At 71.2% G+C, this 23837-nt stretch carries 20 protein-coding genes and 3 tRNA genes; 9 read left to right on the top strand and 14 right to left on the bottom strand.

The window, feature by feature from the left end; translation table 11 throughout:
• Window positions 1–21: 21 nt before the first annotated feature.
• The 7 genes from ACIRBY_RS27575 to ACIRBY_RS27545 all read right to left on the bottom strand — a co-directional run bounded on the left by ACIRBY_RS27575 (window position 22) and on the right by ACIRBY_RS27545 (window position 3944).
• Window positions 22–97, bottom strand: a tRNA-Glu gene (locus ACIRBY_RS27575).
• Window positions 98–158: 61 nt separating this feature from the next.
• Window positions 159–231 (bottom strand) — tRNA-Glu (locus tag ACIRBY_RS27570).
• A 27-nt stretch (window positions 232–258) separates the two neighbouring features.
• A tRNA-Gln gene (locus tag ACIRBY_RS27565) sits at window positions 259–330 on the bottom strand.
• Between the two features lie 88 nt (window positions 331–418).
• Complete coding sequence (locus tag ACIRBY_RS27560; RefSeq protein ID WP_403905291.1) at window positions 419–1147, bottom strand: HAD family hydrolase; 729 nt, start codon at window positions 1145–1147, stop codon at window positions 419–421.
• 264 nt (window positions 1148–1411) lie between these two features.
• Window positions 1412–2887, bottom strand: a complete 1476-nt coding sequence (gltX, locus tag ACIRBY_RS27555) for a glutamate--tRNA ligase (protein ID WP_403905288.1) — start codon at window positions 2885–2887, stop codon at window positions 1412–1414.
• A complete protein-coding gene (locus ACIRBY_RS27550) occupies window positions 2880–3668 on the bottom strand; it encodes a fumarylacetoacetate hydrolase family protein (RefSeq protein ID WP_403905285.1) in 789 nt (262 codons plus the stop codon). The genes gltX and ACIRBY_RS27550 overlap by 8 nt, the downstream gene beginning before the upstream one ends.
• A gap of 87 nt (window positions 3669–3755) precedes the next feature.
• A complete protein-coding gene (locus ACIRBY_RS27545) occupies window positions 3756–3944 on the bottom strand; it encodes a hypothetical protein (protein WP_403905281.1) in 189 nt (62 codons plus the stop codon).
• Between the two features lie 579 nt (window positions 3945–4523).
• Here ACIRBY_RS27545 and ACIRBY_RS27540 point away from each other — a divergent pair.
• The 8 genes from ACIRBY_RS27540 (at window position 4524) to ACIRBY_RS27505 (ending at window position 14953) form a co-directional block, all read left to right on the top strand.
• Window positions 4524–8297 carry a nitrate- and nitrite sensing domain-containing protein gene (locus tag ACIRBY_RS27540; protein ID WP_403905279.1) on the top strand — a complete coding sequence of 1258 codons (3774 nt, stop codon included), beginning with the start codon at window positions 4524–4526 and terminating at the stop codon, window positions 8295–8297.
• Window positions 8298–8306: 9 nt separating this feature from the next.
• Window positions 8307–8720, top strand: coding sequence for a roadblock/LC7 domain-containing protein (locus ACIRBY_RS27535; RefSeq protein ID WP_042820501.1), 414 nt, complete (start codon window positions 8307–8309; stop codon window positions 8718–8720).
• 152 nt (window positions 8721–8872) lie between these two features.
• Window positions 8873–9265, top strand: a complete 393-nt coding sequence (locus tag ACIRBY_RS27530) for a DUF742 domain-containing protein (RefSeq protein ID WP_007266775.1) — start codon at window positions 8873–8875, stop codon at window positions 9263–9265.
• Window positions 9246–9827: an ATP/GTP-binding protein gene (locus ACIRBY_RS27525; protein WP_079429943.1), complete on the top strand. Its 582-nt coding sequence runs from the start codon at window positions 9246–9248 to the stop codon at window positions 9825–9827. Before ACIRBY_RS27530 ends, ACIRBY_RS27525 begins: the two co-directional genes overlap by 20 nt.
• 285 nt (window positions 9828–10112) lie before the next feature.
• On the top strand, window positions 10113–13319 hold the full coding sequence (locus tag ACIRBY_RS27520; RefSeq protein ID WP_403905276.1) for a nitrate- and nitrite sensing domain-containing protein: 3207 nt from the start codon (window positions 10113–10115) through the stop codon (window positions 13317–13319).
• Between the two features lie 10 nt (window positions 13320–13329).
• Window positions 13330–13743: a roadblock/LC7 domain-containing protein gene (locus ACIRBY_RS27515; protein WP_030037347.1), complete on the top strand. Its 414-nt coding sequence runs from the start codon at window positions 13330–13332 to the stop codon at window positions 13741–13743.
• Between the two features lie 93 nt (window positions 13744–13836).
• Window positions 13837–14391, top strand: coding sequence for a DUF742 domain-containing protein (locus ACIRBY_RS27510; protein WP_403905273.1), 555 nt, complete (start codon window positions 13837–13839; stop codon window positions 14389–14391).
• Window positions 14372–14953, top strand: coding sequence for an ATP/GTP-binding protein (locus tag ACIRBY_RS27505; protein ID WP_079429940.1), 582 nt, complete (start codon window positions 14372–14374; stop codon window positions 14951–14953). The genes ACIRBY_RS27510 and ACIRBY_RS27505 overlap by 20 nt, the downstream gene beginning before the upstream one ends.
• Before the next feature lie 170 nt (window positions 14954–15123).
• Here the strand turns inward: ACIRBY_RS27505 and ACIRBY_RS27500 are convergent, their stop codons facing one another.
• Window positions 15124–15324 carry an acyl-CoA carboxylase subunit epsilon gene (locus ACIRBY_RS27500; RefSeq protein WP_403905270.1) on the bottom strand — a complete coding sequence of 67 codons (201 nt, stop codon included), beginning with the start codon at window positions 15322–15324 and terminating at the stop codon, window positions 15124–15126.
• 24 nt (window positions 15325–15348) lie between these two features.
• Window positions 15349–16932 carry an acyl-CoA carboxylase subunit beta gene (locus tag ACIRBY_RS27495; protein ID WP_403905268.1) on the bottom strand — a complete coding sequence of 528 codons (1584 nt, stop codon included), beginning with the start codon at window positions 16930–16932 and terminating at the stop codon, window positions 15349–15351.
• A gap of 251 nt (window positions 16933–17183) precedes the next feature.
• On the opposite strand from ACIRBY_RS27495, the gene ACIRBY_RS27490 reads away from it, so the two are divergent.
• Window positions 17184–17810, top strand: coding sequence for a YceI family protein (locus ACIRBY_RS27490; RefSeq protein ID WP_403905266.1), 627 nt, complete (start codon window positions 17184–17186; stop codon window positions 17808–17810).
• A 19-nt stretch (window positions 17811–17829) separates the two neighbouring features.
• On the opposite strand, the gene ACIRBY_RS27485 is transcribed toward ACIRBY_RS27490, so the two are convergent.
• From ACIRBY_RS27485 to ACIRBY_RS27465, 5 genes are all read right to left on the bottom strand, one after another.
• Window positions 17830–19197, bottom strand: coding sequence for a hypothetical protein (locus ACIRBY_RS27485; RefSeq protein WP_403905264.1), 1368 nt, complete (start codon window positions 19195–19197; stop codon window positions 17830–17832).
• A gap of 79 nt (window positions 19198–19276) precedes the next feature.
• Window positions 19277–20899 (bottom strand): citramalate synthase, encoded by a 1623-nt coding sequence (gene cimA / locus ACIRBY_RS27480; RefSeq protein ID WP_403905261.1) that lies wholly within the window; start codon window positions 20897–20899, stop codon window positions 19277–19279.
• Window positions 20900–21230: 331 nt separating this feature from the next.
• Window positions 21231–21845 (bottom strand): TetR/AcrR family transcriptional regulator, encoded by a 615-nt coding sequence (locus ACIRBY_RS27475; RefSeq protein ID WP_403905259.1) that lies wholly within the window; start codon window positions 21843–21845, stop codon window positions 21231–21233.
• Window positions 21846–21883: 38 nt separating this feature from the next.
• On the bottom strand, window positions 21884–22939 hold the full coding sequence (locus tag ACIRBY_RS27470) for an agmatine/peptidylarginine deiminase (RefSeq protein ID WP_403905256.1): 1056 nt from the start codon (window positions 22937–22939) through the stop codon (window positions 21884–21886).
• Between the two features lie 22 nt (window positions 22940–22961).
• Window positions 22962–23837: urease subunit alpha (locus ACIRBY_RS27465; RefSeq protein WP_403905254.1), on the bottom strand; the 876-nt coding region annotated here is incomplete at its 5' end.

The following is a 23837-nucleotide window of genomic DNA, read 5'->3' as shown; positions in this document are numbered from 1 at the left end:
TGGTCTAGACCTGCCAGACCTTGGTACCCCCGACCGGATTCGAACCGGCGCTACCGCCTTGAGAGGGCGGCGTGCTAGGCCGCTACACAACGGGGGCCCTAGCGATCCTGCATCAAAACCTCCGGGAGCGACCCTGGAGATCCTGCGGGAAGGATCTGTACCCCCGACCGGATTCGAACCGGCGCTACCGCCTTGAGAGGGCGGCGTGCTAGGCCGCTACACAACGGGGGCAAAGCACTGCGTTACTGCTGCACTGCGCTGGGCTACCAGGACTCGAACCTAGAATAAGGGAACCAGAAACCCTCGTGTTGCCAATTACACTATAGCCCACCGAACTTCAAGCCCCTGGGGGCCTTTCGTTTGGTTAGCGCCTCCGGTTTCCGGCCTTTCGGCCCGTCTCCCCGGCGCAGAAAGAACATTACCGGATGCCTGACCGTGCTCCAAAACGGGTATCAGCGGCCAGCAGCCCGGGGAGCCGTTCGAGCCCCTCGATCCGGTGGACGCCCGCGGGTCCGGGCCCCCGTCCGCCGTCCCGGTCGAGCCAGACGGCGGTCAGTCCCGCGTCGCGGGCGCCGCGCGCGTCGATCTCCGGCTGGTCCCCCACGTACGCCACCTCGGCCGGGGGCAGCCCGAGCGCTCCGCAGGCGGCGAGGAAGGCCGCGGCGTCGGGCTTGCTGACCCCGAGCTCGGCCGCGCACACCAGCACCTCGAAGCGGTCGCGCAGGCCGAGGCGGCGCAGCTTGGGGTCCTGGTTGACCTCGGAGGAGTTGGAGAGCACGCCGTGCCGGTAGCGGCCGGCGAGGGCGTCCAGGGCGGGCAGGACGTCCGGGAAGAGGGCCCAGGCGGCCTGGTAGTGCGCGACGTAGCGGTCGAACCAGTCGTCGGCCTCCTCGTCGCTCAGGCCGGGGTCGCCCAGGAAGTCCCGCACCCGGTCCTGGCGCTGGCCCCTGAAGGTGACCTCGCCGGCGGCGAAGCGCGCCCAGTGCAGCTCCGTGACCCGCCGCCACTCGGCCAGGGCCTCGGCGGGGGTTCCGTGGCGCTCCCCGAGGCCCTCGTCGCGCAGGTGCTGCGCCAGCCCGGCCGCATCGGCCCCCGTGTAGTCGAAGAGGGTGTCGTCGATGTCCCACAGCACGGCGCGGATCGGCATACCGGCGAGCCTACGCCCGGGCGGGGGCGCGCGGGGGCAGGACGGGAAACCCGGCCGCGCCGTGGGCCGCGTCACACCCCGCCGGGCCGCGCCGCGGTCCGGCGCCCCGCCGGGTGGGCCGCGTCACACCCGCGGCCGGGCGCGGTGCGGGCGGCGGGCGCCGGCCGGTGTGGGCGTTATCACCGCGCCCCCTGTGGGGGGGCGTGCGGGAACGCCGAAGGGGCGGCGGCCGGGTCGGCCGCCGCCCCTTCGGAAGGGCGCGGGTCAGGCGGCGAGCTTCGCCAGGGCCGCGTCGATGCGCGCGATCGAGCGCTCCTTGCCCAGGATCTCCAGGGACTCGAAGAGCGGCAGGCCGACGGTGCGGCCGGTGACGGCGACGCGGACCGGGGCCTGGGCCTTGCCGAGCTTGAGGCCGTGGGCCTCGCCGGCGGTCAGGACGGCCTGCTTGAGCGACTCCGGGTCCGCCCAGTCGGCGGCGAGGAGGTTCTCCCGGGCCGTGGTGAGCAGGGCCGCGGGCTCGCCCTTCATCGCCTTGTCCCAGGACGCCTGGTCCTCGACGGGCTCCTTGAGGAAGAGGAAGTCCACGTTCGCGGTGATGTCCGAGAGGACGGTCACACGGGTCTGGGCGTGCGGGGCGATCCGGTCCCAGGCGGCGGCGTCGAAGTCCTCGGGCGCCCAGTTGGCGTGCGGGGCCCGCAGCCACGGGGCGCAGGCGTCCGCGAAGGCCTTCGGGTCCAGGCGGCGGATGTGGTCGGCGTTGATCGCCTCGGCCTTCTTGAGGTCGAAGCGCGCCGGATTGGCGTTGACGCCGTCGATGTCGAACTTCGCCACCATCTCCTCGATCGAGAAGATGTCCTGGTCCTTGGAGAAGGACCAGCCGAGGAGCGAGAGGTAGTTCAGCAGGCCCTCGGGGAGGAAGCCGCGCTCGCGGTAGAGGTTGAGCGAGGACTCGGGGTCGCGCTTGGAGAGCTTCTTGTTGCCCTCGCCCATCACGTACGGCAGGTGGCCGAACTGCGGGGTGCCCTTGGCGACGCCCAGCTCGATCAGCGCCTTGTAGAGGGCGATCTGGCGCGGGGTGGAGGAGAGCAGGTCCTCGCCGCGCAGGACGTGCGTGATCTCCATCAGCGCGTCGTCGACCGGGTTGACCAGCGTGTAGAGCGGGGCGCCGTTCGCGCGGACGATGCCGAAGTCCGGCACGTTCTCCGGGGTGAAGGAGAGCTCGCCGCGGACCAGGTCCGTGAAGGTGATGGTCTCGTCGGGCATCCGGAAGCGGACGATGGAGGTGCGGCCCTCGGCCTCGTAGGCGGCGACCTGCTCGGAGGTCAGCTCGCGGCAGTGGCCGTCGTAGCCGGAGGGCTTGCCGGCGGCGCGGGCGGCGTCGCGGCGGGTGTCGAGCTCCTCGGTGGTGCAGTAGCAGGGGTAGGCGTAGCCGCCGTCCTGGAGCTTCTGCGCGACGTCCTTGTAGATGTCCATCCGCTCGGACTGCCGGTACGGGGCGTGCGGGCCGCCGACCTCGGGGCCCTCGTCCCAGGTGAAGCCCAGCCAGCGCAGCGAGTCGAGCAGCTGGACGTACGACTCCTCGGAGTCGCGGGCCGCGTCGGTGTCCTCGATGCGGAAGACGAACGTACCGCCGTGGTGGCGGGCGAACGCCCAGTTGAAGAGGGCGGTGCGGACCAGGCCCACGTGGGGGTTGCCGGTCGGGGAGGGACAGAAACGTACGCGGACGTTCGCGTTAGCCACGCTTGATCACCCTGTTGGTGAGAGTGCCGATGCCTTCGATGGTGACGGCGACCTCGTCGCCGACGTTGAGGGGGCCGACTCCGGCCGGGGTCCCCGTGAGGATGACGTCGCCCGGGAGCAGCGTCATGGCCTCGCTGATGTGCACGACCAGGTCCTCGACGGAGCGGACCATGTCGCTGGTGCGGCCGAGCTGGCGCTGTTCGCCGTTGACGGTGCACTGGACCGTCAGGTCGGACGGGTCCAGGTCGGTCTCGATCCAGGGGCCGAGGGGGCAGGCACTGTCGAAGCCCTTGGCCCGGGCCCACTGCTTCTCCCGCTGCTGGACGTCGCGGGCGGTGACGTCGTTGGCGCAGGTGTAGCCGAGGACGACCTCCTTGACGCGCTCCTTCGGGACCTCACGGCACATGCGGCCGATGACCACGGCGAGCTCCGCCTCGTGGTGGACGTCCTGGGAGAAGGAGGGGTAGACGATCGGGTCGCCGGAGCCCACCACCGAGGTGGAGGGCTTGAAGAAGGTGATGGGTGCCTCGGGGAGCTCGTTGCCGAGCTCCGCCGCGTGCTCCGCGTAGTTGCGGCCGACGGCCACGACCTTGTTCGGGAGCACGGGCGGCAACAGCCGGACCTTGCTCAGCGGGACCTTCGTGCCGGAGAGCTCGAAGTCCGCGAACGGGATGCCCTTGATGATGTCGAGGACGAGCTCGCCTTCGGCGCCGGGGGCAGTGCTGCCCTCGACCGCGCCGAACGCGACGTTGCCGTCGATCGAGAACCTGGCGATGCGCACCTGCTGCGTCTGCCCCTCTTGTGTTTCCGCTGGCTGGAGTCTGCGGACTCCAGGCTAACGCGGTGGGGGCCGGCGCTTCGCGCTCCTTTACTGCTGCGCGGCGGCCACCGGCGCGTCCATGAGGACGGTGCGGCGCGGGTTCGCGGTCTGGGTGGGCAGCTCGACGCGGTGCTCCGGGTTGGCCGGGGCCGCCTGCAGCTCCTCGGCGTCCTTGAGGTGCGCGAGGGTGGTGCGGCGGGGGTTGGCTATGTTGCGGATCATCGACGTCGTCTTCATCGGAGTTTCGGGCCCTCGGCTCGCTGGTGGGGTGCGGGTCGTCTGCTGCGCCGGATGTGGCGCCAACCCTTTAACAGGCAAGGCTAAACATCCGAATCCCCGACTGAACCGGTAAGTAACAGCCATAGTCATGTGAGTTTCCTCACCAGCGAGCGGGCAATACGGACATAACTGACAGTCAATTGCCGCCCCCGAAACGGACATTGCGCCACTGAATGCAGCATTCCGCTCCTGATCATCTCGACTGGGACACCTTGCCAGACGCGAGCTTTGGTTGACGTAAGTCCGATTCCTCCGCATTGGACTTCCACATCGCGTAGCACGCCCGTCACAAGCCGTGACCGGCTCGCCGGGGCGACACGCGCACCTTGTTGGAGATCCCCCTCTGTGCTGGAATTCGCGAGACCGCCGCGGGTATCAGCCGGCGCGCAGGTGGCGCAAGAGAGCGCCGAGCGCGGCGGTATCGACAGGGAAACGCGCCGGTCACCGACGACCACCATGGGGCCGTCAGTGCCCCACGACTCGACACCGTTCCGCCGCTCATCCGGTGGGGCGCCTGGTCCAGAGGTTGCGACGCTAGTGCAGGGACGATTCAAGAGGGATGGCAAGGGGTCTCCCCAGGCCCTTCAGGGCCGAGGGGAAGCTGCGGCGGAGCAGGAGCCGCTCGGCGGGACCGACCGTGGCGCCTCGCCCCAGCACGCCCCGGGCCGCGGCCCGGCACTCGAAGGGGCGGGGCTCGAAACCACCCCCTCGGGCAAGGCCAAGGGCCGCGGGAAGTCCGGCAAGGCCCCGAAGGCCGGCCGGTCGAAGGGCAAGGCCAAGGCCGAGACCGTCGAGCAGGACGAGGCGATACCCAAGGTCCCCAGCAAGGGTTCCCGCCTCGCGATGCAGAACTGGCGCATCAGCACGCGACTGGTGTCGCTGCTGACCCTGCCCGTCGTCGCGGCCACCACCCTCGGTGGCTTCCGCATCAACGACTCGCTCAACGACATCGCACAGCTGGACCACATGCAGCTGCTGACGACCATGACCCGGCAGGCCACCAACCTGGCCGCCATGCTCCAGGAGGAGCGGGACAAGTCGGCCGGCCCGATGTCGATCACCAAGGACGGCAAGGCGAACAGCCTCGTCCAGGGCGTCCGCGACCAGACCGACGCCGCCGCCAAGGCCTTCGCCGCCGCGACCGACAAGGTCGACAGCGCGCAGGACAAGGACGAGACCCTCAAGTCGATCCGCAACAACATCCTGCAGATCGGCCGCCAGCTCACCGGCATCGAGGACATCCGCAAAAAGGCGTACATGAACGGCGCCCAGCAGACGGTCACCGAGTACAACTCGCTGATCGTCTCGCTGCTCTCGCTGTCGCAGGACATGGCACAGGCCACCTCCAACCCGGAGATGATCAAGCGCACCCGCGCCCTGGCCGCCTTCTCCTCCGCCAAGGAGTACGCCTCCATCCAGCGCGCCGTCATCGCCGCCTCGCTCCTCGAGAGCAGCGACAAGCCCGGCAAGCTCGATGAGAACGACCGCCTCTACGGCCTCTCCGCGCTCCGCGGCGAGAGCCAGGCGAAGAAGACCTTCGAACTCGTCTACCAGGGCAAGCCCGAGGAGCTCCTCGCGGCGCTCGGCGACGGCAACAGCGAGATCGGCAGCGCCGACCACTACGCCCGCCGCGTCCTGAGCACGCAGGGGCAGTTCCTCAAGGAGAAGAACCGGTCCTGGATGGACTGGTACGACGCCGACGACACCAAGCTCCAGGCCATGAAGGTCATCGAGCTGACCCTGCTCGAGGACATGGAGCAGAAGGCCCGCGAGCTGAAGAACGCCTCGCAGCAGGACGCCATCATCAACGGTGCCCTGATCCTCCTCGTCCTCGGTGTCTCCCTCGTCGGCGCCTTCGTCATGGCGCGGTCCATGATCCGCTCGCTGCGCCGCCTCCAGGACACCGCGACGCGCGTCGCCCAGGACCGCCTGCCCGAGCTCGTCAAGCAGCTCTCGGAGTCGGACCCGCAGGACGTCGACACCTCCGTGGAGTCCGTCGGCCTGCACACCCGCGACGAGATCGGCCAGGTGGCCGCGGCCTTCGACGACGTGCACCGCGAGGCCGTCCGCCTCGCCGCCGAGCAGGCCCTCCTCCGGGGCAACGTCAACGCGATGTTCACCAACCTCTCGCGCCGCTCCCAGGGCCTCATCCAGCGTCAGCTGTCGCTCATCTCCGAACTGGAGTCGCGCGAGGCCGACCCGGACCAGCTCTCCTCGCTCTTCAAGCTCGACCACCTCGCCACCCGAATGCGGCGTAACGGTGAGAACCTCCTCGTCCTCGCGGGTGAGGAGCCGGGCCGCCGGTGGACCCGCCCCGTCCCGCTCGTCGACGTGCTCCGCGCCGCGGCGTCCGAGGTGGAGCAGTACGAGCGCATCGAACTGGCGGCGGTGCCCGGCACCGATGTCGCCGGCCGCGTCGTCAACGACCTCGTGCACCTCCTCGCCGAGCTGCTGGAGAACGCCACCTCGTTCTCCTCCCCGCAGACGAAGGTCAAGGTCACCGGTCACGCGCTGCCGGACGGCCGCGTGCTCGTCGAGATCCACGACACCGGTATCGGCCTGTCCCCCGAGGACCTCGCCGCGATCAACGAGCGGCTCGCGTCGCCGCCGACCGTGGACGTCTCCGTCTCCCGCCGCATGGGCCTGTTCGTGGTCGGCCGACTGTCCCTGCGACACGGCATCCGCATCCAGCTGCGCCCCTCCGACTCGGGCGGTACGACCGCGCTCGTCATGCTCCCGGTGGACGTCGCCCAGGGCGGCAAGAAGCCGGGTCCGATGCCGGGCCAGGGCGGCCCGCAGGGCGGCCAGGGTGCTCCCGGCGGCCAGGGCTCGGGGCCCGGCACCGGCGCGCGTCCCCCCGTGGGCGCGGGCCAGCAGCGCGGTCAGGTCGGCGGCGGCCAGCGTCCGGCGCTGCCGGGCCAGGGCGGCCAGGCCGGCGGTCAGCAGCAGCGTCCGCAGGGCCAGGGCCCGCGTCCGCAGGGCGGCCCCGGCGCCCCCACGGGCCAGGGCCAGGGCGGCTTCGGCGGCGGTGCCCCGCTGCCCACCCGCGGGCAGGGCGGCCCCGCCGGCGCTCCGGCCGCCCAGGACAACAACCTCTTCAGCGGTCCGCAGGCCCGTCCCTCGGGCGTGCCCCAGGCCTCCGGCCCGGGTGTCTTCCCGGCCCAGGGCAGCGGCTTCGAGCGTCCCCAGCAGCAGCCCCAGGGCGGCCCCGGCTTCGGCCAGCAGCAGCCCGGGCAGGCCCCTCAGCAGCAGGGCCCCGCAGCCCCCGTCAAGCGCCGGCGTCCGCAGCTGCCGCCGCAGGGCGGCGCCGCGGCCCGTCCGGAGCTTCCGGGCGCGGGCGGCCCGGCCGCCGGGATGCCGCAGGCCACGAGCTGGGGTGCCGGCCAGGCCGGGCAGGAGGCCCCGCGCGGCCACGACGAGCTGTCGGGCCCCGGTTCGACGGCGGAGTTCGCCCGCCCCGACTTCAACGCCCCGTACCCGCAGGCCGCCGGCGGTACCCCCGTCGGCTCCACGACGGGCCAGTTCGAGCGCCCCGAGGTACGCGGTCCCCAGGACCCGTCCGCCACCGGGCAGTTCGAGCGCCCGCAGGCGGGCGGCCCCCTGGACCCGTCCTCGACGGGCCAGTTCGCCCGCCCCGGCGGCCCCGGCGGCCCCGGTGCCGGCGGGTACGCGGACCAGCAGCCCCAGGACCGGCAGCCCGGCGGCTACGCCCCCGTGCCCATGCCGGCTCCGCGTGCCGAGGCCCCGCAGCTCCCGCAGGCGTACCAGCCGGAGGCGCTGCCGCCGGCCCAGGCCCAGCCCGGTGGTGAACTGCGCGGTCCGATCTTCGATACGCTGGACCCGAACTGGTCCGGCCAGAACGGCGGCCCGTCCGCCGGACAGGTCCCGGCCGTTCCGCAGCAGCCCCAGCAGGCGCCGGCCCCCCAGCAGCAGCAGCCGCTGCCGCAGCGGGGACAGGAGCCCGCGGCCGAGCCCGCCACGGCGGTCACCGGCAGCACGCCGACGGTCAGCTGGCGGTCCTCCCCCAATGACGAGCTGATGCGGCAGGCCGAGCGCGTGCGCCAGCCCGCCGCCGGGGGGATCACCACCTCGGGGCTCCCCCGGCGGGTGCCGCGGGCCAACCTCGTCGCCGGCACCGCCCAGCAGCAGGCCGAAGCTCCGGCCGGGCCGCAGGTGTCGCGCGCCCCGGACGACGTGCGCGGCCGTCTCACCAACCTCCGACGCGGTATCCAGCAGGGACGGCAGGCCGGCGGATCCGGCCCGGCGACCGGCAGTTACCCCATCGACCCCACTTACCAGCAGGAGCGATAGTTGAGCTCGATGAGCCAGGCGGCACAGAACCTGAACTGGTTGATCACCAACTTCGTGGACAACACCCCCGGGGTGTCCCACACGGTGGTGGTCTCCGCCGACGGACTCCTTCTGGCCATGTCCGAAGGGTTCCCCCGCGACCGCGCCGACCAGCTGGCGGCCGTGGCCTCCGGTCTGACCTCGCTGACCGCCGGGGCCTCCCGGATCTTCGAGGGCGGCGCCGTCAACCAGACCGTGGTGGAGATGGACCGGGGATTCCTCTTCCTCATGTCCGTCTCCGACGGGTCCTCGCTGGCCGTCCTGGCGCACCCCGAGTGCGACATCGGCCTCGTGGGCTACGAGATGGCCCTCCTCGTGGACCGCGCCGGCAACGTCCTCACCCCGGACCTGCGCGCGGAGCTCCAGGGAAGCCTGCTCACCTGACACCCCCTCTCCCGGCCGGACGGTACTTCCGGCCGGGAGGACCGGGACCGCGTCCCGGAACCCCAGTACCCCCGAAGGCCGTCATCAAGTCCCCCCCACCGGCCGCCCCGTCAGACGGCACGCTGACCACTGCTGTCCAGCCCGGAGGATCAATGACCCCGCCCCCCGCCTATCCCGATGCGTACGGAGATTCGTACTCGGAAGGCGACCAGCCGCTGGTGCGTCCGTACGCGATGACCGGCGGCCGGACCCGGCCGCGCTACCAGCTCGCCATAGAGGCGCTGGTCAGCACGACGGCAGACCCGATGCACCTGTCCGGCCTGCTGCCGGAACACCAGCGCATCTGCACCCTGTGCCGCGAGGTGAAGTCGGTCGCGGAGGTCTCCGCGCTGCTGTCGATGCCGCTCGGTGTGGCCCGCATCCTCGTCGCCGACCTGGCGGAGGCCGGCATGGTGGCGATCCACCAGCCGGGCAATGGAGAGGCCGGCGGAACGCCGGACGTTACGCTGCTCGAAAGGGTGCTCAGTGGACTTCGCAAGCTCTAACGGCGGAGCGGCTCGCTCCACCACCTCCGCGAAGATCGTGGTGGCGGGCGGCTTCGGCGTGGGCAAGACCACGTTCGTCGGCGCGGTCTCCGAGATCAACCCCCTGCGCACCGAAGCCGTCATGACCAGCGCCTCGGCCGGCATCGACGACCTCACCCACACCGGTGACAAGACGACCACCACGGTCGCCATGGACTTCGGCCGCATCACCCTGGACCAGGACCTGATCCTGTACCTCTTCGGTACCCCCGGACAGGACCGCTTCTGGTTCATGTGGGACGACCTCGTCCGCGGCGCCATCGGCGCCGTCGTCCTCGTCGACACCCGACGCCTCGCCGACTGCTTCCCCGCCGTCGACTACTTCGAAAACTCGGGCCTCCCCTTCGTCATCGCCCTCAACGGCTTCGACGGACACCAGCCCTACACCCCCGAAGAAGTCCGCGAGGCCCTCCAGATCGGCCCCGACGCCCCCATCATCACCACCGACGCCCGCCACCGCGGCGACGCCAAGAGCGCACTCATCACGCTCGTCGAACACGCCCTCATGGCACGGCTGAAGTAACACCCGGCCATACGCGGAGGCGGGCTGTGTCATACGACACGGCCCGCCTCTGGTGTTCATAACGTTTCGACAGAGAATTACTCTCACATGGACACGGCATGCGTTCGCCCGGTGCCGCTGTGCGCACGACCGGCCCCGTTTTTGCCGCGGCTCGCTCTTTATGTCCGTTTTATATGGGACTTAGGTCTCTGGGAATGGCTGGTTTCAACTGTTTGGAACACGGCGCTTAATCGTGCTGGAATTCAACGAACTAGCTAGTAGCACCGCCGAGAGGTTGTTGGTCGAGTGAGGCGAAGCAACTCGAGCCCCGCGGATGAATCCGCGCGCGGCAACTTCACCCCGCCGCCGCGCGCGGCCATGTCGCCCGTCGACGTGCCCGTGGAACCACCCGCGAGCGGCGGCAGCACCAGCAAGCTCTCGCCCCGCAACTGGCGGGTGCCGACGCGTCTGAACGCGATCCTCCTCGTGCCCGTCCTCGTCGGACTGGTCATGGGCGGCTTCCAGGTGAAGGGCTCCATCGACACCTGGAACGAGGCGAAGGACGCCGAGAAGACCGTCCGCATCGTCCAGGCGGCGGCCGAATACGGCCAGGCCCTCCTCAACGAGCGCGACCTCAGCGCCGAGCCGCTCCTCAAGGGCGACCGCAACAACGAGGCCGTGACGAAGGCCTACGCGGCCACCGACGCCGCCAAGGCCAAGTTCGCCTCGGCCGTGAAGGACATGCCGAAGAAGCAGGGCCTGGAGCGCCGCCTGGAGCTCTTCCGCCAGGAGGAGCCCAAGCTGGAGCAGGTCCGCAAGACGGCCTACGCCGTCCCGGAGTCCGCCAAGAAGAACCTCCCGACCTCGGCCGGCCCCGTGCCGACCGAGGAGGGCTACGTGCTGGTCCAGCACTACCTGATGCAGTTCTCCAACGAACTGGGCCTGGGCACCGGGAACGTCACCAGCTACGGCCGCATGGTCTACGCGGTCGAGCTGGCCAAGGCGGCCAACTCGCTCCAGCGCTCCATCGGCACCCACCTGCTGGTCCGCCCGAACGAGGACGAGAACGTCCGCAAGGCCCAGCTCGTCGCCTTCTCCTCCTACGCCTACCTCGAAGAGATCGCGGCCGGCGAGTACGTCGCCGCCGGTACCGAAGAGGACACCAACCGGCTCAAGGAGGTCATGGGCAAGAAGTCGCAGGAGGGCGCCGCCAAGCTCGCGCAGGCCAAGCAGGCCGCCGAGCAGGCCGGCACGCCCTTCAAGGCCCCGCCCGTGGTCAACGGCTCCGCCCTCACCGGCATGACCGAGGCGATAGCCGGCGGCGAGAAGCCCTCCAAGCTCGCCCTGGCCGGCACCACGCCGCAGGCCTGGCAGGCCGCCGCCACCGCCAAGTTCGACGGCTACGCCGAGATCGAGCGCGAGCTCCTCGACAAGGCCGTCAAGGATACGGTCGCGATCTCCGACAAGGCCCAGGGCGACGCCATCCTGACCGGTGCCATCGTGGTCGTGGCCCTCCTCGCCGCCTTCATCCTGGCCGCGATGATGGCCCGCCAGATGAGCCGCTCGATGCTGCGCCTGCGCACCTCCGCCTTCGACATCGCCGAGCAGCGCCTGCCGATGCTCGTCGACCAGCTCTCGCGCACCGACCCGGGCAAGGTCGACACCCGTGTCGAGCCGATCCCGATCAACTCCCAGGACGAGATCGGCGAGGTCGCGCGCGCCTTCGACCAGGTCCACCGGGAAGCGGTCCGCCTCGCCGCCGAGCAGGCGCTCCTGCGGGGCAACGTCAACGCGATCTTCACGAACCTCTCCATGCGCAACCAGTCGCTGATCGAGGGCCAGCTGACCCTCATCACCGACCTGGAGAACAACGAGGCCGACCCGGACCAGCTGGAGAACCTCTTCCGCCTGGACCACCTGGCCACCCGTATGCGCCGCAACGGCGAGAACCTCCTCATCCTCGCGGGTGAGAACCCGGGCCGCCGCTGGGACCAGCCGGTGCCCCTCGTCGACGTGCTGCGCGCCGCCTCCTCCGAGGTGGAGCAGTACGAGCGCATCGAGCTCTCGGGCGTCTCCGAGGCCGAGATCCACGGCCAGGCCGTGACCGACCTCGTGCACCTGCTCGCCGAGCTGCTGGAGAACGCCACCACCTTCTCCTCCCCCCAGACCAAGGTCCGGGTCAACGCCACGCGTCTGCCCGACGGCCGCGTGATGATCGAGATCCACGACAAGGGCATCGGCCTCACCGCCGAGGACTTCGCGGACATCAACCACAAGCTGGCCAACCCGCCGACCGTGGACGCCGCGATCTCGCAGCGCATGGGTCTGTTCGTGGTCGGCCGGCTGGCGGACCGCCACAGCATCCGCGTCCAGCTGCGCCCCTCGGGCGAGCAGGCCGGCACCACCTCGCTGATCATGCTCCCCGACGCCATCACCCACGGTGGCGGCGGCGAGGGCATCCCGGACGACGACTTCACCGTCTCCTCGATCATCCCCGAGCAGCAGGCCCAGCAGGCCGCCCCGCTGCGCACCGCCGCCGAGCTCGGCTTCGACGACTCCCGCTACGAGGCCCCGGGCGGCCAGGGCGGCGAGGAGAAGCCGGTCGACCCGGTCGTGCGGTCCCTGGGCCGCGAGGAGCGCCGGGCCGCGCTGGAGGCGCAGCTCAACTTCGGGCAGGAGCAGGCCCCGCAGCCGGAGCAGCAGCAGTACTCCGCCGACGGCTATCCGGAACCCCAGCCCGAGCACGCGTACCAGCCGTACCAGGAGTACGAGCAGCCGTCCGCGCAGGGCTACGAGGCCCCGTACGCCGAGCAGGGCCAGCAGCAGTCCTACGAGGCGTTCCCGGAGCAGGGCTACGCCTATCCGGAAGTCGGACACCAGGACCCGCAGCAGCCCGCCCAGGCGTACGACGGCGGCTACGCGGACCAGTCCCCGCAGGCCGCATGGCCTGAGCAGAACACCTACGCAGAGGCGTACCAGCCGGACTACGGGAACGAATCGGAACCCCCGGCCGCTCCCGAACCGGCCGTGGACCGCGTAGGCTTCGACCGTCCGGGTGCCGCTGCCGACGCCGGTCACGCGTTGACCGGGGCGGGCCTGCCGCGACGCGGCAGCCAGCAGCAGTGGGGTTCGGGCCAGAAGGAAGCGGAGCCCACCGGTTCTCTCTTCGAGCAGCGGCCGCAGCGACAGCAGCAGCCCGCCGAACCGAAGGGGGCCCCGGAGGACGAGGCGGCCGGCGCGGGCTGGCGTTCGACGAACGACGAGCGCTGGCAGCAGGCCGGCAAGCTCCGTGAGCCGAAGGCGGGCGGGGTCACCTCGTCCGGTCTCCCTCGGCGGGTGCCCAAGGCCAACCTGGTCGAGGGCGCTGCGGAGACGACCCCGCAGGGCGGCCCCCAGGTCTCCCGCGCCCCGGAGGACGTGCGCGGCAGGTTGAGCAACCTGCGCCGTGGTGTCCAGCAGGGACGCAGCGCGGGTTCCGAGCAGTCAAGTAACAGCTATGACCAGGAGCGTTAGTGTGAGCGCGATGAGCCAGGCGGCGCAGAACCTGAACTGGTTGATCACCAACTTCGTGGACAACACCCCCGGGGTGTCCCACACGGTGGTGGTCTCCGCCGACGGCCTTCTGCTGGCGATGTCCGACGGATTCCCGCGCGACCGCGCCGATCAGCTGGCGGCCGTGGCCTCCGGTCTGACCTCGCTGACCGCCGGAGCCTCCCGCATCTTCGAGGGCGGCGCCGTCAACCAGACCGTGGTCGAGATGGACCGGGGATTCCTCTTCCTCATGTCCGTCTCCGACGGATCCTCGCTCGCGGTGCTCGCGCACCCCGAGTGCGACATCGGCCTCGTGGGCTACGAGATGGCCCTCCTCGTGGATCGCGCGGGCAGCGTCCTGACTCCGGACCTGCGCGCGGAGCTGCAGGGAAGCCTTCTCAACTAGCAAACAAGCAGTGCGTTTCGCGTCATCGCACCGTAGGGTGCGGTGGCGCGGTTCCACAGGGAGTACTGCGTTCTTGGAGTCGGAGGAGGAAACGTGACAACACCCGGAGGACATCCTTATGGCGGCCAGCAGCCGCAGGGTGGGCACGACCAGAACCGCTTCAACTTCCCCTCTTCTCCCAGCCGGCCCGTGCCGGAGCAGAACCCCTACGCGCAGCAACCGTACGGCCAGCCCCAGCAGCCCCAGGCGCCCCACCGGCTTCCGCAGCAGCCCCCACGGGCCTCGCGGCCGCAGGCTCCGAAGGCGCACAACCCGCTGGTGCGTCCGTACGCGATGACCGGCGGCCGGACCCGGCCGCGCTACCAGCTCGCCATCGAGGCGCTGGTCAGTACCACGGCGGACCCCGCGCGGCTGCAAGGGCAGTTGCCCGAGCACCAGCGCATCTGCCTTCTGTGCCAGGAGATCAAATCCGTCGCGGAGATCTCGGCACTTCTCTCCATTCCTCTTGGTGTCGCCCGCATCCTCGTAGCCGACCTGGCGGAGGCGGGCCTTGTCGCCATTCACCAGCCCGGCGGCGACGAGTCCGCCGGCGGTCAGCCAGATGTGACACTGCTCGAAAGGGTGCTCAGTGGACTTCGCAAGCTCTAACGGCGGAGCGGCTCGCTCCACCACCTCCGCGAAGATCGTGGTGGCGGGCGGCTTCGGCGTGGGCAAGACCACGTTCGTCGGCGCGGTCTCCGAGATCAACCCCCTGCGCACCGAAGCCGTCATGACCAGCGCCTCGGCCGGCATCGACGACCTCACCCACACCGGTGACAAGACGACCACCACGGTCGCCATGGACTTCGGCCGCATCACCCTGGACCAGGACCTGATCCTGTACCTCTTCGGTACCCCCGGACAGGACCGCTTCTGGTTCATGTGGGACGACCTCGTCCGCGGCGCCATCGGCGCCGTCGTCCTCGTCGACACCCGACGCCTCGCCGACTGCTTCCCCGCCGTCGACTACTTCGAAAACTCGGGCCTCCCCTTCGTCATCGCCCTCAACGGCTTCGACGGACACCAGCCCTACACCCCCGAAGAAGTCCGCGAGGCCCTCCAGATCGGCCCCGACGCCCCCATCATCACCACCGACGCCCGCCACCGCGGCGACGCCAAGAGCGCACTCATCACGCTCGTCGAACACGCCCTCATGGCACGGCTTCGGTAACCGGAGCGGAACCGCGGAAGGCCCCCGTGCCCTGGCACGGGGGCCTTCGCCGTACCCGGAACGCCGCACACCGGCGCACAGGGACGCGGGCGCGCCCGCGCACGGGCGCGCGGACACGGCGAAGGCCCCGCACCGTGGACGGTGCGGGGCCTTTCGGCGTGCGCTGCTGCTCAGCCCTGCCAGCTGTGCGGGGCCTGGAAGCCCCGGCTGCGCTCCAGCCGGCGCCATCCGGCGCTGGAGGGGCGGGTGGCGGCGACCTCTTCGGGGGTGGCGGCGGCGCGGGCGAGCAGGATCGCGGTGATCGCGGCCAGCTCCTCGGGCGCGGCGTTGCCCTTCTCGACCTTCAGCAGGGTGTCGGTGGCGGTGCTCATCGTTGGCAGGTCTCCTCAGCTCGTTTACTGCGGCGGGTTGCCGTGCTTGCGAGACGGCAGATCGGCGTGCTTGGTGCGGAGCATCGCGAGGGCGCTGACGAGCACCCCGCGGGTCTCGGCGGGGTCGATGACGTCGTCCACGAGGCCGCGCTCGGCCGCGTAGTACGGGTGCATCAGCTCGGCCTTGTACTCCTTGACCATCCGGGCGCGCATGGCCTCGGGGTCCTCGGCGTCCGCGATCTGCTTGCGGAAGATCACGTTGGCCGCGCCCTCCGCGCCCATGACGGCGATCTCGTTGGTGGGCCAGGCATAGGTCAGGTCGGCGCCGATGGACTGGGAGTCCATGACGATGTACGCGCCGCCGTAGGCCTTGCGCAGGATCAGCGAGATCCGCGGGACCGTGGCGTTGCAGTACGCGTAGAGCAGCTTGGCGCCGTGGCGGATGATGCCGCCGTGCTCCTGGTCGACGCCCGGCAGGAAGCCGGGGACGTCCAGCAGGGTGACGATCGGGATGTTGAAGGCGTCGCACATCTGGACGAAGCGCGCGGCCTTCTCGGAGGCGTGGATGTCCAGGACGCCGGCGAGGTGGCCGGGCTGGTTGGCGATGATGCCGACGACCTGTCCGTCCAGGCGGGCCAGGGCACAGATGATGTTGCGCGCCCAGCGCTCGTGGATCTCCAGGACGTCGCCGTCGTCGACGAGCTCCTCGATGACCTTGAGCATGTCGTACGGGCGGTTGCCGTCGGCCGGGACCAGGTCCAGGAGGACGTCCGAGCGCCGGTCGACCGGGTCGGTGTTCTCGTGGACCGGGGGGTTCTCGCGGTTGTTCGAGGGGAGCATCGTGATGAGGTAGCGGACCTCGGCGATGCAGGTCTCCTCGTCGTCGTACGCGAAGTGCGCGACGCCCGAGGTCTCGGCGTGCACGTCGGCGCCGCCGAGGCCGTTCTGGGTGATCTCCTCACCGGTGACGGCGCGGACGACGTCGGGACCGGTGATGAACATCTGCGAGGTGTCGCGGACCATGAAGACGAAGTCCGTGAGCGCCGGGGAGTACGCGGCGCCGCCGGCGCAGGGGCCCAGCATGACGGAGATCTGCGGGATGACGCCCGAGGCCTTGGTGTTGCGCTGGAAGATGCCGCCGTAGCCGGCGAGGGCGGAGACGCCCTCCTGGATACGGGCGCCCGCGCCGTCGTTGAGCGAGACCAGCGGGGCACCGGCCGCGATGGCCATGTCCATGATCTTGTGGATCTTGGTGGCGTGGGCCTCGCCCAGCGCGCCGCCGAAGATGCGGAAGTCGTGCGCGTAGACGAAGACCGTGCGGCCCTCGACCGTGCCCCAGCCGGTGATGACACCGTCGGTGTACGGCTTCTTGGCCTCCAGGCCGAAACCGGACGCGCGGTGGCGGCGGAGCTGCTCGACCTCCCGGAAGGAACCCTCGTCGAGCAGGAGCGCGATGCGCTCGCGGGCGGTCAGCTTGCCCTTGGCGTGCTGCGCCTCGGTCGCGCGGTCGCTGGGGCCGCGCCGGGCCTCCTCGCGGAGGGAGTGCAGCTCGGCCACGCGCCCGCGGGCGTCCGTCGGCTCGCTCGGAGTCTGGTCCACAACGGTCATGTACCGACCTTACGAAGCCGGGCCGTCAAAACCCTCCGTTGGTTCCGCACAGTCTCGGACCCCTCCTGCTGTGCGGGCCGGACAGAACCGCCGGAGTATGCAGGGACTCCCCCAGCGGGGACCTTCGGCCTTTGTGGGGTTCCCATAAATCGACCCCCGAACGGGTGATGTAGTTGAAATTTGAACGGAATGGCTCTAGCGTTGCTCTCGTTGAACTTTGAACCAAATCGCAGGACTTCCAGGAGGACGTCATGGCTCTCTTCTCCCGCCGCAACCGCACCGCCGCCCCCGCCGCCGCCCGACAGGGCGCAGTGGCCACGCTCGACGTCGACCCGGCACTCGCCGCGCTCACCGGTGACTACGTCATCGACGCCGCCCACAGCAGCATCGGCTTCACGGTGCGCCACGCGATGGTGACCAACGTCCGCGGCGGCTTCGCGCAGCACGAGGGTGCGCTGCACCTGGACGGCGCCGACCCCTCGCGCTCCACCGCCTCCATCGACGTCACCATCGCCTCGGTGAGCACCGGCATCGCCGACCGCGACGCCCATCTGCTGGGCGGCGACTTCTTCGACGCCGAGGCCTTCCCGCTGATGACCTTCCGCTCCACCTCGGCGGCCCGCGTCGGCGGTGACACCTACCGCGTCAGCGGCGACCTGACCATCAAGGACGTCACGCGCCCGCTCTCCATCGACCTGGAGTTCACCGGCTCCGCCACCGACGTGTACGGCAACGAGCGCGTGGGCTTCGAGGGCTCCGCGGAGATCCTGCGCTCCGACTGGGGCCTGACCTGGAACGCCGCGCTGGAGGCCGGCGGCGTGATGGTCAGCGACAAGGTCAAGCTGACCTTCGACATCTCGGCGATCAAGCAGGCCTGACCGGCGCCCCCGGGGGCGGCTACCAGCCGCCCCCGCCGTCGAAGCCCCCGCCCCCGTCGAAGCCGCCCCCGCCGCCGAAGTCCCCGCCGCCGAAGTCGGACGGGTTGAAGTCGGCCCCGGAGACGTCTCCCCCCTCGAACCCGCCCCCGTCGATGCCGCCGCCGAAGTCGGAGGCGTAGGCCGGAGTGGACATCATCGACCCGAGCATGGTGCCCACCAGCAGGCCGGGCAGCATCCCGCCCCCGAAGTAGCCGCCCGCCCAGGGGCCGTAGGCCGGGCCGGCGTCGTAGTAGGGGCGCGGCCCGTGGTCGGTGTCCACCGTGCGCACCGCCGGGTCCAGGCCGTCCCGCAGCCGGACGGCGTCCGCCGTGCACACCGGTACCGTCCGCGCCGCCCCGCCGGGCGGGGCCCACGGTGCGTCCTCGGTGCTCGGCCCGTGCCGCGGGTCGAAGAAGCAGGGCGCGCGCCGCTCGGGCACGGGCTCCCCCCGCCGCCGGGCGTCGAGGCGCGCGAGCGCGGAGCGGCCGTCCTCCAGCGCCTGGGTCACGCCCTGGACCTCCTCGGGCCGCTGGACCGAGGCCATGATCTGCTTGGCCCGCTCGTAGGAGTCGAGGCCCTGCTCGTAGTCCCCCCGCATGGCGTCGTCGGCGCCGGGTTCGCCGGGGTGGAAGTCGAGCCGGTCGAGTTCCTCGCCGAAGGCGGTGATGTCCTCGTCCACCACCACGCTCAGCCGTGCGACGGCCTCCCGCCGGGCCTCTTCCTTCTTCTTCCGGTTCCGCCTGACCAGCAGGTAGCCGCCACCGCCGCCGACCACGGCCACCGCCCCGAGGGCGATCAGCGCCCCGGCCGAGGACCCGCCGCCCGCCCCGCCGCCGCCCCAGGAGGCCGGGGCGTGGCCCTTCATCTGCGGGAGGGCCTGGTCGACGAAGGCGTTCAGCTGTGTCGCGGCGTCCACCGTCCCGCCCGCCTTGACCGCGTCGGTGAGGTTGCGGACGGCGTTGCGGGGCATGACGGCCGGGTCGGCCCCGGCGTTGAAGCCGTCGCCGAGCCGGATGGCGTAGAGCCCGGTGACACCCGTCTCGGTGCGGACGGTGCGCAGCACGCTGTCGGCGGGGAAGGCGGGGGTGGCGGGCAGCACGGCGACGAACAGCGGCTTCCCGGCCGCCTTGATCTTCGCGGCCAGGGCGTCCGCCTGGCCCTGCGACAGCTGCGCGGAGGCGCCGGGATCCACGTAGACCGGGCCCTTCTTGAGCGCCTCCGCGACCGCCGCGGTCCCGCCGTCGGCCGCGACCGCCGCGGGGGCGCCGCCGAGCGCACCCGCGGACAGGGCCAGCAGCAGACCGGACAGCATCGCTCCCACGCGTACGGATATCAGCCTGGTCCTCATGCTGACGACGCTACCCGAACCGGACCTTTCCCGTGTGAGCCGGACATAAGGGAGCCGGACATAAGGGCCGGTCCGGCGGCTACTCCGCCGGTTCCACGCCCGCGTGCAGGAGGCCGTAGGTGTAGGCGTCCTCCAGGGCCTGCCAGGAGGCCGCGATGACGTTCGGGGCGACGCCGACCGTGTTCCACTCCCGGGTGCCGTCCGTCGTGGAGATCAGGACGCGGGTCGTGGACTCCGTGCCGTGCTTGCCCTCCAGGATGCGGACCTTGTAGTCGATCAGCTCGAACTTGGCCAGCTGGGGGTAGAAGCGCTCCAGGGCGACGCGCAGCGCGCGGTCCAGGGCGTTGACCGGGCCGTTGCCCTCGGCCGTGGCGACGATGCGCTCGCCCTTGGCCCACAGCTTGACGGTGGCCTCGTTCGCGTGGGTGCCGTCCGGGCGGTCCTCGACGATCGCGCGCCAGGACTCCGTGCGGAAGTACCTGCGGGCCCGGCCCTCGGCCTCGGCGCGCAGCAGCAGCTCGAAGGAGGCGTCGGCGGCCTCGTACGTGTAGCCCGCCAGCTCGCGCTCCTTGACCCGCTCGACCACGCGGGCGATCAGCGCCCGGTCCCCGCCGAGGTCGACGCCGAGTTCCCGGCCCTTGAGCTCGATGGAGGCGCGGCCGGCCATGTCGGAGACCAGCATGCGCATGGTGTTGCCGACCCGCTCGGGGTCGATGTGCTGGTACAGGTCCGGGTCGACCTTGATCGCCGAGGCGTGCAGGCCCGCCTTGTGCGCGAAGGCGGAGACGCCGACGTACGGCTGGTGGGTGGAGGGGGTGAGGTTGACGACCTCGGCGATGGCGTGCGAGATGCGCGTCATCTCGGCGAGGGCGCCCTCGGGGAGGACCGTGCGGCCGTACTTGATCTCCAGCGCGGCCACGACCGGGAAGAGGTTGGCGTTGCCGACGCGCTCGCCGTAGCCGTTCGCGGTGCACTGGACGTGCGTGGCGCCCGCGTCCACGGCGGCGAGGGTGTTGGCGACGGCGCAGCCGGTGTCGTCCTGGGCGTGGATGCCCAGGCGGGCGCCGGTGTCGGCGAGGACCGTGGCGACCACCGCGGTGATCTGCGCGGGCAGCATGCCGCCGTTGGTGTCGCAGAGGACGACCACGTCGGCTCCGGCCTCGTGGGCGGTGCGCACGACGGACTTGGCGTACTCGGGGTTCGCGCGGTAGCCGTCGAAGAAGTGCTCGCAGTCGACGAAGACGCGGCGGCCCTGGGCGACGAGGTGGGCGACGGTGTCGCGGACCATCTCCAGGTTCTCGTCCAGGGTGGTGCGCAGGGCGAGCTCGACGTGCCGGTCGTGGGACTTGGCGACGAGGGTGATGACCGGTGCGCCGGACTCCAGGAGGGCGCGGACCTGCGGGTCCTGGGCGGCGGAGCCGCCGGCCCGGCGGGTGGCGCCGAAGGCGACCAGCCGGGCGTTCTTGAAGTCGATCTCGGCCCGGGCGCGGGCGAAGAACTCGGTGTCGCGGGGGTTGGCGCCGGGCCAGCCGCCCTCGATGAAGCCGACCCCGAACTCGTCCAGGTGCCGCGCGATGGTCAGCTTGTCCGCGACCGTGAGGTTGATGCCCTCACGCTGGGCACCGTCGCGCAGGGTGGTGTCGAAGACGTGGAAGCCGTCGTCGAGCGCCCCTGCCGGCGCAGTCGCCTCTGTCGTCGTCATGCTGATCTGACTCCTGTCGGATGAGTGGTTCCGGAGACCGGGGATCCACTGCCCCCATCATCGCGCGCTGCCCGTTTCCGGCATGATTTGGGCCGTTAAACGAAAAGACCCCTCGCGGGTGCGAGAGGTCTGCGCGCGGGTCTGGGGCACGGTGGCCGCTGCCGCGGAGGTCTTCCACGGTTCAGCGGTCACAGAGGACCGGCGCGCTGCTGTCCATAATCATGAGCCGAGCAGACACGCTCGCAGTGTGCCACAGGCTCCGGCGTTCCTGGACGCCGGTCTCAGCATGCGGGCACCCATCGTCCGGCAGGCGGCCCGCGCCGGGAAACCGCTAGGCGGCGAGGGCTTCCGCGAGGAACTCCCGTACGTGTTCCAGGATGTCCTCGCGCCCTATTCCGGGCAGGCCGACGGCCACCTGGATGCTGAACCCGTCGAGCAGGGCCCGCAGCCGGGCGGCGAAGCGGTCGGGGTCCACCGGGCGGAACTCGCCGCGCGAGATGCCCTCGGCGAGCAGGGCGACCAGGTCGCGGTGCCAGGCGCCCTCGATCGCGGCCTGCCGGTCGCGTTCGCCCGGACCCGCGTTCTGGGAGCGGTTCCAGACCTCCAGCCACAGGGTCCAGTGCGGGTCGCGGGCGCCGTCGGGGACGTACAGGTCCACGTACGCGCGCAGCCGCTCGCCGGCCGGCTCGCGGCGCGAGAGCAGGGACCGGCGACGGGCGCCGAGCGCCGCCTCGCTCCACTCCAGGGTCTGCAGCAGGAGCTCGTCCTTGCTGCGGAAGTAGTAGAGGAGGTGGCCGCTGCTCATGCCGACCTGCCGGCCGAGGCCGGCCATGGTCAGCCCGTCGAGGCCGCGTTCGGCGATCGTGGCCATGGCGGCGACGAGTACGTCCTCGCGCGGGGGCGCGTTCTTGCGCGCCGCCCGTACCGGTACTCCGCCCGCCGCCATGGGTCACTCCTTCGTCAGGTCACGAGGCCGCCTCGGGTTCACACCTTCGGCTGCTGCTGGGTGATGCAGTGGATACCGCCACCCCCGGCGAAAATCGTACGTGCGTCAACGAGGGTCACGGTCCGCCCGGGGAACAGTCCGCGGAAGATCTCCGCGGCCTCCTCGTCGCGCGGGTCGTCGAAGGCGCACAGCACCACGCCGCCGTTGCAGAGGTAGTGGTTGATGTACGAGTAGTCCACCCATTCGCCGTCCTCCTCCAGGACGGTCGGCGCCGGGACCTCGACGACCTCCAGCCGGCGGCCCTGCGCGTCGGTGGAGGCGCGCAGGATGGCGGCGATGGTCTTGCAGCGCTCGTGGTCCGGGTGGGCCGGGTCGGGCTGGGTGTGGACCACGACCACGCCGGGGCGGGCGAAGGCGGCGACGATGTCCACGTGGCCCTGGGTGCCGTAGGTGCCGTAGTCGCCGGCCAGGCCGTAGGGCAGCCAGATGGCCTTGGTGGTGCCGAGGTGGGCGTGGACCTCCCGCTCGACCTCCTCGCGGGTCCAGTCGGGGTTGCGGCCCTTGCCCAGCTGCACGGTGTCGGTGAGGAGCACGGTTCCCTCGCCGTCGACGTGGATGGCGCCGCCCTCGTTGACGAGGGGGGTGCTGAAGGTGCGGGTGCCGACGAGGTCGGAGACGTGCCGGGCGATCTTGGAGTCGTGGTCCCAGCGGGCCCACTCCTGGGCGCCCCAGCCGTTGAAGGTCCAGTCGACGGCGGCCAGCTCGCCGGCGTCGTTGGTGACGAAGGTCGGGCCGATGTCGCGCATCCAGGCGTCGTCGAGGTCGCGCTCGACCAGGTCGACGTCGTCGCCGACGACGGCGCGGGCGCCGTCGGCGTCGCCCGGGGAGACCACGAGGGTCACGGGCTCGTACGCGCGGACGGCGCGGGCGACGGCGCCCCAGGCCTGGCGGGCCTCGGCGAGCTCCTGCTCGTTGGTGAAGGTCGGGTTGGGGCTGGGCCAGGCCATCCAGGTGCGCTCGTGGGGCGTCCACTCGGCGGGCATCCGGAAACCGTGGTCCACGGGGTTGGCGGGGTGCGCGGGCTGTGCAGTCATGGCGGGGTCCTAACGAGCGGCTTCAGAGGAAGTACAGGCGGTTGAGCGAGACCGATTCGGCCGCTTCGGAGCGCAGCGGTTCCCCGTCGAGGGAGACGAGTCCACTGCGCGCGTCCACGTCGACCGCGCCCACCCGGGAGTTGAGGAGCATGTCCTTGGGGCCGATGCCGCGGGTGCCGCGGACGGCCACCCGGCGCCGGCGGGTGGGCATCTCGTCGGATCCGAGGGCGGCGGCGGCCGCCGAGACGAAGGCGACGGAGATGTCGGCTGCGGTGGCCCCGTAGGAGCCGAACTGCGGGCCGAGGACCAGCGGTTCGCAGGTGTCGGTGGCGGCGTTGGGGTCGCCGGTGACGCCGTAGGCCGGGAATCCGGACTTGAGGACGAGCTGGGGCTTGGCGCCGAAGAACGGGGGGCGCCACAGGACGATGTCGGCGAGCTTGCCGACCTCGATGGAGCCGATCTCGTGGGCCAGGCCGTGGGCGATGGCCGGGTTGATCGTCAGCTTGGCCATGTAGCGCAGGACGCGGGCGTTGTCGTCGCCCTCGCCGTCGCCCTCCAGGGGGCCGAGCTCGCCCTTCATCTTGGCGGCCATGGCGAAGGTGCGGCGGACGGTCTCGCCGGCGCGGCCCATGCCCTGGGCGTCGGAGGAGGTGATGCCGATGGCACCCAGGTCGTGCAGGACGTCCTCGGCCCCCATCGTCCCGGCGCGGATGCGGTCGCGGGCCATGGCGGCGTCGCCGGGGAGGTCCGGCTTGAGGTCGTGGACGGAGACGATCATGCCGTAGTGCTCGGCGACCGCGTCCCGGCCGAAGGGCAGGGTGGGGTTGGTGGAGGAGCCGATCACGTTCGGCACGCCCGCCATCTTCAGGACGTTGGGGACGTGTCCGCCGCCGCAGCC

Origin of the sequence: Streptomyces sp. NPDC096136, assembly GCF_044763325.1 — a bacterium.
GTDB lineage: Bacteria > Actinomycetota > Actinomycetes > Streptomycetales > Streptomycetaceae > Streptomyces.
Note: the sequence above shows the minus strand (reverse complement) of the source record. Positions and strands in the feature narration are given on the sequence as shown.

Bases quoted from the DNA above. Each gene is read 5' to 3' on its own strand.
- ACIRBY_RS27560 (WP_403905291.1), bottom strand. From the start codon at position 1,147: ATGCCGATCCGCGCCGTGCTGTGGGACATCGACGACACCCTCTTCGAC.
- ACIRBY_RS27545 (WP_403905281.1), bottom strand. From the start codon at position 3,944: ATGAAGACGACGTCGATGATCCGCAACATAGCCAACCCCCGCCGCACC.
- ACIRBY_RS27535 (WP_042820501.1), top strand. From the start codon at position 8,307: ATGAGCCAGGCGGCACAGAACCTGAACTGGTTGATCACCAACTTCGTG.
- ACIRBY_RS27530 (WP_007266775.1), top strand. From the start codon at position 8,873: ATGACCCCGCCCCCCGCCTATCCCGATGCGTACGGAGATTCGTACTCG.
- ACIRBY_RS27515 (WP_030037347.1), top strand. From the start codon at position 13,330: ATGAGCCAGGCGGCGCAGAACCTGAACTGGTTGATCACCAACTTCGTG.
- ACIRBY_RS27500 (WP_403905270.1), bottom strand. From the start codon at position 15,324: ATGAGCACCGCCACCGACACCCTGCTGAAGGTCGAGAAGGGCAACGCC.
- ACIRBY_RS27495 (WP_403905268.1), bottom strand. From the start codon at position 16,932: ATGACCGTTGTGGACCAGACTCCGAGCGAGCCGACGGACGCCCGCGGG.
- ACIRBY_RS27490 (WP_403905266.1), top strand. From the start codon at position 17,184: ATGGCTCTCTTCTCCCGCCGCAACCGCACCGCCGCCCCCGCCGCCGCC.
- ACIRBY_RS27485 (WP_403905264.1), bottom strand. From the start codon at position 19,197: ATGAGGACCAGGCTGATATCCGTACGCGTGGGAGCGATGCTGTCCGGT.
- cimA (WP_403905261.1), bottom strand. From the start codon at position 20,899: ATGACGACGACAGAGGCGACTGCGCCGGCAGGGGCGCTCGACGACGGC.
- ACIRBY_RS27475 (WP_403905259.1), bottom strand. From the start codon at position 21,845: ATGGCGGCGGGCGGAGTACCGGTACGGGCGGCGCGCAAGAACGCGCCC.
- ACIRBY_RS27470 (WP_403905256.1), bottom strand. From the start codon at position 22,939: ATGACTGCACAGCCCGCGCACCCCGCCAACCCCGTGGACCACGGTTTC.